Genomic DNA, 11153 nt, shown 5'->3' on the forward strand with positions numbered 1-11153 from the left:
TCGGGCTTGCCCTTATCAACATTGGGGCCTTGTATAAAAGGCCCTACCAATCATATGATCTTTGGCTTTTGGTAAAAAAGTAAGTACTAAAGTTCACAACTTGATAAGCTCAAGTGGAAAAGGAGGACTGCCTTTGCTGCATGTAATCATACTTGTTCCGTTTCTAATGGCCTTAGTAATCGCACTTTTGTCCAAGAGAGCACCCAACCTTCATAGAGGATGGCTTGTTTTCCCTGGTTCACTCGTTTTGTTTGTTTATTTCTTAACCCGGATTCCCGTTATTAAAGGTGGGGATTTGGGATATGAAACCATTTCATGGATTCCTTCACTAGGAATTGATTTGGTTTTCCATCTGGATGGATTAAGTTTGTTGTTTGCTTTGCTAATCACTGGGATGGGTAGTCTTGTAATTATCTATTCAATTTATTATCTGGACCGGCGAAAAGAAGCGTTAACCCCTTTTTATATTTATCTAATGTTGTTTATGGGGGCAATGCTTGGCGTTGTGCTCTCGGATAACTTGATGGTGTTATACGGCTTTTGGGAATTAACAAGTGTTTCGTCATTTCTGTTAATTGCCTTTTGGCATCGGCGGCAAAAATCGCGGTATGGTGCTCTCAAATCTATGTTGATTACCGTATTTGGTGGTTTAGCGATGTTTGCCGGCTTTTTAATGCTTTATGTAATGACAGGCACCTTTAGTATCCGGGAAATTTGGAGTGAGGTTGGCGATATTAGCGGGCATGCTTTATTTATTCCGGCGATGCTACTAATTCTCTTAGGCGCCTTCACCAAATCAGCTCAGTTCCCGTTTCATATCTGGCTGCCGGATGCCATGGAGGCACCGACACCCGTCAGCGCCTATCTGCACTCGGCAACGATGGTTAAAGCTGGATTGTATCTTGTCGCCCGTTTCAGCCCTGTTTTTGCGGGGCAATATGAGTGGTTCTGGGTTGTGTCAGGCGTCGGTTTGATCACCTTGATTTATGGCTCCATCCAGGCGATGAAGCAGACGGACCTGAAGGCTCTATTAGCCTATTCAACGATTAGTCAACTTGGACTGATTATGGGATTGCTGGGAATGGGATCGGCAGCGGCATTTTATGTAGGGGAAGATTCAGTCTTTTACACTGCTGCAACAACAGCGGCTATCTTTCACCTTATTAACCATGCCATCTTTAAAGGCTCTTTGTTTATGATGGTCGGTATAGTTGACCATGAGACGGGTACCCGCGACCTGCGAAAGCTGGGCGGACTGATTTCCATTATGCCGGTTACCTTTACGGTAGCGATGATCGGCAGTTTCTCGATGGCTGGTTTGCCGCCATTTTCCGGGTTTTTAAGTAAAGAGATGTTTTTTACGGCTGTTCTGAATATCCGAAACCTGGATATATTGTCTATTCCCTCGTTGTTTACGCTCTTCCCGGTTTTGGCCTGGATTGCCAGCGTGTTTACTTTTGCATACAGTATGATTTTGGTTTTCCACACCTTTTTCGGAAAATATCAGCCTGAGAAGCTGGACAAAAAACCGCATGAAGCCCCATTTGGACTTCTGCTTGCCCCGTGCCTGCTAGCAGTGCTGTCTATATTTATCGGTTTTTTCCCGAATATATTATCCAAAACACTTATTATCCCTGCAATGAATGCTATTCACCCTATCTTGCAGACCGGAGAACCCTTTGTTGTGAATATTCATTTCTGGCACGGCTTTACACCAGAAATATGGATGACACTTGGTGTTGTGATTATTGGTATTATTGTATACCGAATCTATGGCCGCTGGAGTCTGGTCGATAAAGAATGGGGCAGTGGCTACACTTTAAATCAAGTCTATGACGGAGTAATCCGGCTGGTCGAGAAATCGTCTAGGGCGTTGACTGGTACCTATATGACAGGTTCCATGCGCCATTACTTGATGTATATCTTCGCTTTCCTGATCGTAGCCATTGGTGGAGCCGTGTGGTATACCGATGGAATAACGCTTGGGACAACTGAATATGCTCCGTTTTCTTTGTTTGAAGTTATTGTTGTTATGGTTATGCTTGTGGGCGCTTTGGCTATCCCCTTTGTTCGTTCCAGAATCACAGCCATTTTGTTAACAGGAATGGTTGGTTATATGGTTACTTTACTCTTTGTTCTGTTCCGGGCACCTGATCTGGCGCTTACCCAGATGATTGTCGAAGTAGTATCCGTTACATTGTTCCTGCTATGTTTTCGGCATTTGCCTAAGCTGGAGAAAGAGCCGCTCAAACTTCGGTCCCGCTTGCCTAAGCTAATTATTTCCATCGGGATGGGAATAACCATGACATTGGTTGCACTTGCTGCTTTAGGCAGTAGTCCGTTCGAATCCATCTCGAAATATTATGTGGAGAATAGCTATACCTTGGGTGGTGGTAAAAATATTGTTAATGTTCTGCTCGTTGATTTCCGCGGCTTTGATACCATGTTTGAAATTACAGTGCTTGGCCTTGCCTCACTTGCTATTTATTCCATGATCAAACTGCAGTTGGATACGGATGGAACTATTACCCCACTGAAGCGGGCTGTGAAGGATAATAAACCACGTTCTTCTGTAAGTGATGATGTGTTACTACAAGCGGTAGCTAAAGTAGCCTTCGTTATGATACTAATATTTTCGCTTTATCTGTTTTTCGCCGGACATAATAATCCGGGAGGCGGATTTATTGGAGCATTGATGGCATCAGCCGCATTGGTACTGCTCGCCATTACTTTTGGGATTGATATGGTTGAGAAGGTATTGCCTATCGACTATCGTAAGTTAATCGCGGTTGGGGTATCTGTAGCTTTTCTTACAGGAATAGGTTCGTTTTTATTCGATGTACCTTTTCTGAGCCAAGCGTTTGGCTATTTCCAACTGCCACTTATGGGCAAAACAGAACTGACCACAGCAATGTTCTTTGATCTCGGTGTTTTCTTAGCTGTTATTGGTGTCACTATGAATATCATATTTACGATCGGGAGGGATAGCTAATGGAGCTTATTATTGCCCTGGCGATCGGTGTACTGTTTTCCGTAGGTGTTTATCTAGTTCTTTCCAAAAGCTTGCTGCGCATCCTTCTGGGAACCACTTTAATAACGCACGGCGTTCATTTGTTGTTACTGACAATGTCTGGCCTCAAGACAGGTGCTGCACCATTGCTGGGTGAGGAAGCGGAAGCTTATGTCGATCCTTTGCCGCAGGCGCTCATTTTGACCTCTATTGTAATTAGCTTTGGAGTAACAGCATTTTTTATTGTTTTGGCATACCGGACTTACCGCTCGACGGGTACCGATGATGTGGAAGGAACCAAGGAGGAGAGACGATGAACAACTTGTTAGTGCTGCCTCTGCTGATTCCGGCCATTACGGCAGTAATACTCATTTTTCTGAAAGAACGAGTACGTCTGCAACGAATCATAAGTGCCGTCAGTGTGTTTTTAAATATCTTTGTTGCAGGATTCATTGTGTATCAGGTAAATACAAACGGTATCCAGACCTTATATATGGGGGGATGGCGTCCACCTTATGGCATTGTGTTTGTTGCCGATATGTTTTCGGCATTGCTCGTGTTGACTGCGGCCATTGTTGGCGCGGCTTGTCTGTTTTTTTCCTTCGCTAGCATTGGGGAAGACAGGGAACGGTTTTATTACTATCCGTTTTTCCATTTTTTATTAACCGGGGTATTTGGCTCTTTCCTCACCGGGGACCTGTTTAACTTGTTTGTCTGCTTTGAGGTGCTGTTAGTTGCCTCTTACGCTTTGATCGTACTTGGTGGGTCCAAGGGTCAACTGCGAGAGACATTAAAGTATGTATTAATTAATGTGATTTCCTCTTCCTTGTTTGTGGCGACGATTGCTTATTTATATGCCGCGACAGGAACACTGAATATGGCGCATCTATCTATGCGTGTAGCAGAGGCGGGACAAGGCGGTGTAATGAACGTCATTGCGGTCCTGCTGCTAATTGTATTTTCGATTAAGGCAGGATTACTGCTCTTTTTCTGGCTTCCCGATTCTTATAGTGCACCACCATTGGCTGTTAGAGCCCTGTTTGGGGCTTTGCTAACCAAGGTCGGATTGTATGCAATTACTCGTACCTTTACTTTGATTTTTATTCAAGAACCGGGACTCACCCATACATTGATTGCCTGGATGGCGGGGGCGACGATGATACTTGGGGCAATCGGGGCATTGGCATACAACGATTTGGGCCGAATATTTAATTATAATATCATCATCAGTGTAGGATTTATTGCTTTTGGGATCTCTGTCGCGACTCAGGATTCGTTAAATGGTGTAGTGTTTTATTTAATGCATGACATGGTTGCCAAAGCATTATTATTCTTTCTGGGTGGGATGATTATCTCAGCTTCAGGCACTGACCGCTTAAAAGAAATGGGTGGTTTAATCCGACGTTATCCGTGGACCGGCTGGATGTTTTTTGTACTGACTTTGGCATTGGTTGGTGTTCCACCCCTTAGTGGTTTCGCTGGAAAAGTGATGATGGTGCGGAGTGGATTTGGCGAGAATCACGTGGCTCTGGCGCTGATTGCACTTGCATCCAGCTTCGTAGTGTTATATTCCTTGATCAAGGTATTCCAGCAAGTGTTCTGGGGTGGCGAGAAAAGGGAAGAACAGGTCAAACCGCTTCATTATAAAGCTATGATGGCACCGGCAGCTGTTCTGTTCGCGATTGTAATTCTGATAGGTGTGGGTGCGGAGACGGTAAACGGACTTGTCAGCCAAGCCGGAGCTGTACTGGCTGATCCAGCACTATACATTAACGCTGTCATGAAGGAGTGATACTATGGCTTTTCAACTATTATTGAATTTCATGATAGCATTCCTGTGGATGTTCCTGCACAATGACTGGACTGGGCCGCGTTTCGTCATTGGTTTCTTGATCGGTATCCTCATTCTGCTCGGAATGCGACGTTTTTGGCCCAGATTATATCTAGGAAAAGTGTGGGCAATTATTAAGCTAATCCTGTTGCTGCTGCGGGAGCTGGTCGTTTCAAGTTATGTAGTAGTAAAAGCTGTTCTGAGACCGGAGCTTAATATACGTCCGGCAATCTTGAAATATACTACAGAGCTGAAATCGGATTGGGAAGTGGCTACTTTGATCACATTGCTCTGCCTTACTCCCGGATCTGTGGTACTTGAAGTATCGGATGATAACCGGACTTTGTATATTCATGCCATGGATGTTGAGGATCCCGCACAGTTCAGAGCGAATATCCGTGACACCTTTGAGCGTGCGATATTGGAGGTGACCCGTTAATGATCCATTTTATTCTTATGCTCTCGCTTACGATTATGGCGCTGGCGATTGGTGTATGTGCCTGGCGGTTGTTGAAGGGGCCTTCTTTGCCCGACCGGGTAGCGGCACTGGATACGATTGGAATTAATCTGTTAGCCATGGTAGCCGTTCTTTCTGTTTTACTCCGAACGCAGGCTTTTATCGAAATTATTTTGTTAATAGGCATTCTTTCCTTTATCGGCACGACGGCATTTGCCAGATACATCGAAAGGGGAGTGGTGCTTGAACATGGAAACGATCAAGATAGTCGGTGAATTGCTGTTTGCCTTATTAATACTGATGGGGGCATTGCTAAGTGCTGTAAGTGCTTATGGTCTGATTCGGCTGCCTGATGTTTATCTGAGATCACATGCCGCTGCCAAAAGTGCCACCCTTGGAGTTTTATGTGTTCTGAGCGGGGCCTTTCTATATTTTGCATTTTTTCTAGATCATATAAGTGCTAAGCTGCTACTGGGGATTGTCTTTGTATTTATGACCTCACCTTTATCTGCGCATTTGACGGGCAGAGCTGCTTATCGCTCAGGGGTTCCCTTATGGAATCGCAGAATTCAAGATGATTTAAGAGAGGTACTGGAGAAAGAAAAAGCTGTAGCAGCATCCCCTGAACGGGATGTGCCTCAAGAATAAAATCCATGAAATGGTGATCTGCGATTTCGGATTACAACAATAAGTTTGGATCGTAATAGCTAAAAAGCAACAACCCTGCATGAAAACACGGGGTTGTTGCTTTTTTAGATTAAAACTACTCTTTTTTGTTATCTTAACGAACTAATATTTTGCCTTCTCCAGCAAGGATGCGAAGTACTCTTGGGAGCCGATCACCATCATTCTCAGGGATGTCCAATTGAATGCCGTAGTGGAAACTGCCTTGTTGTTCTTTGTTCCATTTCAATATTCCTTCTATGTACATAGATTCATCCGTAAGATTCATTTCCATGCCAATGCGTACTAGGTTATTTTCTGGGTTGATATTGAGGGGTAACGATAAGTGGCAACCCGATCGACTGATGTCGAACAATACAGCCCTTACAGGCTTGGAAGGAACCTGGACTCCGTTAATAGTAAGAATATGAAGATCAAATGTTACAGGTTCTTTAAGTGTATATCGAAAAGGTTCGGTTCTGCGATTAGTGTTCATATGCTCCTCCATACTTTTCCATGTAATATAAATTATCGACATAAAAGTAGGATTAGTGAAGAGCTGATTCAATTTTTGATTTATTTCACTACTTGAGCAGTCTCGTAGGTAAGGCAGCGCAGACTTTGATCAGGATAACGCATTTCTGCCGTGTAGCTGCTGCCATCTTCCAGCATCATCTGAACAGCGACCATGCCGCGTTTATCATTGGTGTCAGTGTTGATCAGTGTAGCTGTAGCAATTTTCCGGCTTTCTTTTTGTTTATCTGTAAGGATAGTTATGGCCGCATTGATCCAACGGGCATCTTTATAGATAGTGCTGGCAGCAGAAGCGCTAATTGGTGTTCTTTTCAGAGCAATATTAATCGCGGTCGTGTTCACTACCATACCGTTTATGGGATCAATTAGTACATCATATTCCCAGAATTCCTTACCTTGCCCTTCTAGGGTCTTGGCGTTATATGGACTGAAATGTACAGCCCATGTCCACGGCAGCGAGGTTCGGGTATCACTCAGAATAACCCGCATCTGTAGCTTGGCAATGTCCACATCGAATAATTTGCGAACGCTTGAAGCAGCCAGAATAACGGCATCAGTTTGACTCAAATTCTCTGCAGCAGGCGGTGTGACAGTGGTCCGTTTGGATTCAGAATTCTCCTGACCTTCCATGTCTATGAAATTGTTAATGGGTTGTATTTCTTTAGCACTCATCTGCGGTTGCAGATCGTCATTCACTGTGGACACCGGCGTTGGTGCTTCCAACTTCACCCCTGGGGTTTTGGTGCTGGTTAAAGCTAAATGGGTGGTGTTTTGAATGACTGCACTGACGATTAGCAGACTCCCCGAGAACAGGAGTATAGCTAAAGTAGTGGGGAATTTTTTGTTATTCACTTGAATAACCTCCATTTGCTTCGGATGATGCTGAATCTTCCTAACCTTAAACTATAGATGTTATAGAGTAGGTGAACAGATGTTATGGAGTTGTAAAAAGATGCGGATACTTGTTCCTTGACCTAAAGTAGAATTCAGTGAAATTCTAGTTTGATGCGCATCTGCGATTTGCTTGCATAAAGATAAACCAAGACCCGCACCCCCGTATTCGCGTGTGCGCGATTTTTCACCTCGATAAAAGGGTTCAAAAACACGCGCGCTGTGTTCCGGTGTCATCCCAAATCCCGAATCACATACTTCCAATATGGCTTCATATTGCAATACATAGGCAAGCAAGCGGATGGTGCTCCCTTGCGGAGAGGCATGAATGGAATTTTCGACAAGGTTAACCAAGAAGGAAGTTAGCAGATCATGATCACCCCAAACCGCAGGGATGGAATAATCCATTTCTAGTTTGATGCCTGCTTCGTCCAACTTAAGCTGCTCAATCTGTTTAACCGATTTGAACAAATCTGATATGTCTACTTGTTTCAGAGTCAGAGGATGATGCCGTAGGACGGACAAATCCAGTAGTTTGAAGGCTAAATTCTTCAGGCGTAAGGTTTCACTAAGGATATATTGACCAGCCATCTGCTGTTCTTCCTGGCCTATATTTGCGGAAGTCAGAAATTCAGCAAATCCCTGCATACTGGTTAAAGGTGTGCGCAGTTCGTGGGCGAGGTTATCGACCATTCTCTGCTTTTCATCGGCCATATTAGACAGTTCGATCACGTGCTGCTCCACTGCGTTTGCCATTCGGTTAAAGTTCAGGGCTAACTCACCAAATTCATCTTTACTGCGCAACTGCACGCGCTCGGTATATTTGCCTTCAGCGATCGTTTTTGTAGTCTTTGAAAGCTGTTTAAGTGGTTTGGTCAACTGCCGGATCAGCAAGTAGAGTAATAGGAGCAGAATTGGACCGATAATCCAGTTAATCATTACAAAAAAACGGTTCAGCTCATGCTGCTTAGCATACAGGTCACTGATATCACGTTGATAAACGATCGACAAAGCTTGATAGGGAGCAGGGAGCTCAGTAGAGAGTTGAATAGAATGTGACTCCGGTGTTGAGACTGATGGGACTCCGGCATTCGGATAAACCATCTGGTCATTCTCCCAGAGCTGTAGTCCGATTCCCTGCTTATGATAAAATTCACCATAGGATTGAGCCACACTTGAGATTAAAGTAGAGGTAAGTGTGGCCCCACGGGTCTGAATCGATTCAAGATTTTCATAAATGTTGTTTGCAATTAATAGCTGTTCGCTTGAAGCACGCTGCATTTCGCTGTCCATGTTCAGCTGCCAGCTTTTTTTCATAATCATGATTACACTCACATCTAGGGCGACGATGAAGAAAGCGAGGACTGACAGCAGAATTTTATGCCAGAATCTCATACTAGACCTGAACTTCCAAGCGGTAACCAAGCTTAAATACGGTTTTAATTCGTTCTTCCCAGCCTAGTTTTTTGCGCAGCTGTCTGATGTGAACATCTACGGTACGGGTATCTCCTTCAAAATCATAGCCCCAGGCTAATTCCAGCAACTTTTCCCTTGATAAAGCAATATTTCTGTTGCGGATAAGGACCTCAAGCAGCTCAAATTCCCTAGCGGTTAAATCTACGGGTATCTGATCCACCATCACAAGCCTCTCAAGATAACGTACCTCAACGTTTTCACAGAGAAAATTGGAAATGCCTTTTTCGCTCCTGCGTAACACCACATTGATTCTTGCCAACAATTCAAGGATTTCAAAAGGTTTAATGATATAATCATCGGCGCCCAGCTCAAAGCCTTTGATGCGATCAGCCAGTGAATCTTTTGCGGTGATCAGAATCACCGGAATCTGTAAGTGAGCAATCCGCTGCATGATCTCAAAACCGTCCAGTTCGGGCAGCATTATATCGAGCAGAATTAAATCGGCCTTTTCACGTTCCAGCAGTTCAATAACCTCCAGCCCGCGATAAGCCTTGCTATAGGTATGTCCGACTAATTTTAGATTCATAGTAATTAAGTCACTGATTGCACGTTCATCTTCTACGACTATGATATGGCCCATAGTTCATTGTTCCCTCCTAAGCTAGCAAATCACTTCCTAATGCTAATAAACTATAAACAACTTATTACAGAATTGTCCAGTGCAGGTATGAAAAAGCATCTAGTTCTTCCTAATTTGGTTTGTTGATAAAGCTCAAAAAGGACTGAAAAAGAGAGCGGAAGCAGTCTCTTAATCAATCCTGAAAAACATCATTATAAACCTTCGCAACTCTTGATTAATTGGAAATTCCATCTGTTGTTGACTTAGACAAGTGGGCATCAGGGGCAATAAATTCGTGAACGATTTGACGAAAATACTCGTGATTATCATAGCTGTTGTACATACGCCAGGCCACTGTTTGGGAGTTGCCGAAAAATAACCGCTCAAACTGGGTTTGACGACCTCCGAATGCACCCGCTCCTAGTTCCCAAGCCAGCCGGAATAAGGCATTTCGATACCACGCATCCGAGACATTTCCCTTCAAATACTCATAAAGATACGAACCAGCGCTTGATGTAAAGTCGGCTTCAGAGGGGATCATGATGAGCCCGCTTGAACTGAGGTTTTGAACCATTTCAACCATCTCTGGGTAAAACTCTGAAAAGTGAATGGTTGAAGCCAACAGTGGACCTTTATCTGGAACGAGATATCCAAATTTGTCGAGCGAAGCCCCTATTTCCGCTGCAAGTCTTAAGGCTTTGAAAGTTTCTAAATAGGTTAATATTCTGGAAATAGGCAAAATCGTGTAGGACTCAAGGACAGCGTTTTGTTCTTCCGCCAAAGACTCTAGCATACCAAGAAAAAACTCGGTTTTTGCAATATAGCGGGTGACAATTTGGTGGGCCATATGCGTATGAAAGTTACTCTCGCTGAATAATCGGGAACAGTACCTCTCATCGCCATAATAAAATATACGATCATGAGGGATCAGTACACGGTCAAAGATAACAAGGGTATCCATTTCTTCATATCTTGAACTTAACGGATGGTCGTAAGTAGATGAGGCAGCGTAGCTTTCACGGCAAAAAAAAGTCATTCCAGGGAGATCATTAGGCACCGCAAAGGCAAACGCAAAGGGATTATCATCATCCACAAGTGAGGGTGAGGGAGTTGGGAATACAAGCATTTCATCGCATGTAGCTCCCTGTGTTGCCATCATAAAAGCACCGGTAACAAACATCCCTTGATCATTGATTTCTACGACTTTTGCAGCGATAGAATCCTCTGTAGCATCAATCTGGCCGGATATTTTGCTGGCTTGAGGCTGGATGAAAGCATGGGATAAGGTAATATCATGATCACGACAGTAGGCATAGTATTTTCTGAGGTTCTCAGCATATTTCGGATTATGATCCTCAAGGATATCAGCAGCTGTGAACAGAGACATGATGGCCGTATTCATATAATCGGGGGAACGTCCTAAAAATCCGTGATGTCTGTTAGACCAGAGTTCAATCATTTTTCTCCGGCGTTCTAAATCTTCAGCATTTTTGGGTGGAAGAAAAGATAAACCAACCGGATCTCCAGTATCAGGTGAAGGATAGGTCATCTGCGCCAAATAACGTTCATCACACTGCATGTTATACATTTCGGCTTGTGTTTGTATGAGACCTTGAAAGGCAGGGTGTTTGGATAAAGGACCTTCAACACGTGTTCCTTTGTACCAGATATTGATCTTTTGCCGATCGATTCGTTCGATGTATTGATTACCTGTTTTTATAGGCATAGGTTC

General features: G+C 43.8%; 11 protein-coding genes. 6 read left to right on the top strand and 5 right to left on the bottom strand.

The features are described 5' to 3' along the window. Positions 1-127: 127 nt before the first annotated feature. From NST40_RS13040 to mnhG, 6 genes are read left to right on the top strand one after another with little or no spacing between them, the layout of a single operon-like run. Entirely contained in the window at positions 128-2992 is a 2865-nt protein-coding gene (locus tag NST40_RS13040; protein ID WP_076275879.1) for a Na+/H+ antiporter subunit A, read from the top strand. Continuing rightward, entirely contained in the window at positions 2992-3327 is a 336-nt protein-coding gene (locus tag NST40_RS13045) for a Na(+)/H(+) antiporter subunit C (RefSeq protein ID WP_036686402.1), read from the top strand. Before NST40_RS13040 ends, NST40_RS13045 begins: the two co-directional genes overlap by 1 nt. Further along, positions 3324-4802: a Na+/H+ antiporter subunit D gene (locus NST40_RS13050; protein ID WP_076275809.1), complete on the top strand. Its 1479-nt coding sequence runs from the start codon at positions 3324-3326 to the stop codon at positions 4800-4802. The genes NST40_RS13045 and NST40_RS13050 overlap by 4 nt, the downstream gene beginning before the upstream one ends. Before the next feature lie 4 nt (positions 4803-4806). Beyond that, a complete protein-coding gene (locus NST40_RS13055; protein ID WP_076126047.1) occupies positions 4807-5280 on the top strand; it encodes a Na+/H+ antiporter subunit E in 474 nt (157 codons plus the stop codon). Continuing rightward, on the top strand, positions 5280-5573 hold the full coding sequence (locus NST40_RS13060) for a Na(+)/H(+) antiporter subunit F1 (protein ID WP_036686407.1): 294 nt from the start codon (positions 5280-5282) through the stop codon (positions 5571-5573). The genes NST40_RS13055 and NST40_RS13060 overlap by 1 nt, the downstream gene beginning before the upstream one ends. Further along, positions 5548-5946 carry a monovalent cation/H(+) antiporter subunit G gene (gene mnhG, locus NST40_RS13065; RefSeq protein ID WP_076275808.1) on the top strand — a complete coding sequence of 133 codons (399 nt, stop codon included), beginning with the start codon at positions 5548-5550 and terminating at the stop codon, positions 5944-5946. Before NST40_RS13060 ends, mnhG begins: the two co-directional genes overlap by 26 nt. Positions 5947-6079: 133 nt before the next feature. Here the strand turns inward: mnhG and NST40_RS13070 are convergent, their stop codons facing one another. The 5 genes from NST40_RS13070 to NST40_RS13090 all read right to left on the bottom strand — a co-directional run bounded on the left by NST40_RS13070 (position 6080) and on the right by NST40_RS13090 (position 11147). Beyond that, positions 6080-6457, bottom strand: coding sequence for a PilZ domain-containing protein (locus tag NST40_RS13070; protein WP_342410760.1), 378 nt, complete (start codon positions 6455-6457; stop codon positions 6080-6082). An 80-nt stretch (positions 6458-6537) separates the two neighbouring features. Next, on the bottom strand, positions 6538-7347 hold the full coding sequence (locus NST40_RS13075) for a hypothetical protein (RefSeq protein ID WP_076275807.1): 810 nt from the start codon (positions 7345-7347) through the stop codon (positions 6538-6540). 60 nt (positions 7348-7407) lie between these two features. Then, positions 7408-8781, bottom strand: coding sequence for a HAMP domain-containing sensor histidine kinase (locus NST40_RS13080; protein ID WP_076275806.1), 1374 nt, complete (start codon positions 8779-8781; stop codon positions 7408-7410). A gap of 1 nt (position 8782) precedes the next feature. Further along, positions 8783-9442, bottom strand: coding sequence for a response regulator transcription factor (locus NST40_RS13085; RefSeq protein WP_076135640.1), 660 nt, complete (start codon positions 9440-9442; stop codon positions 8783-8785). A gap of 214 nt (positions 9443-9656) precedes the next feature. Further along, positions 9657-11147, bottom strand: coding sequence for a 4-hydroxyphenylacetate 3-hydroxylase N-terminal domain-containing protein (locus NST40_RS13090; RefSeq protein WP_342410761.1), 1491 nt, complete (start codon positions 11145-11147; stop codon positions 9657-9659). Between the last annotated feature and the right edge of the window lie 6 nt (positions 11148-11153).

Origin of the sequence: Paenibacillus sp. FSL R10-2778 (assembly GCF_038593035.1) — a bacterium.
GTDB lineage: Bacteria > Bacillota > Bacilli > Paenibacillales > Paenibacillaceae > Paenibacillus_AQ > Paenibacillus_AQ odorifer.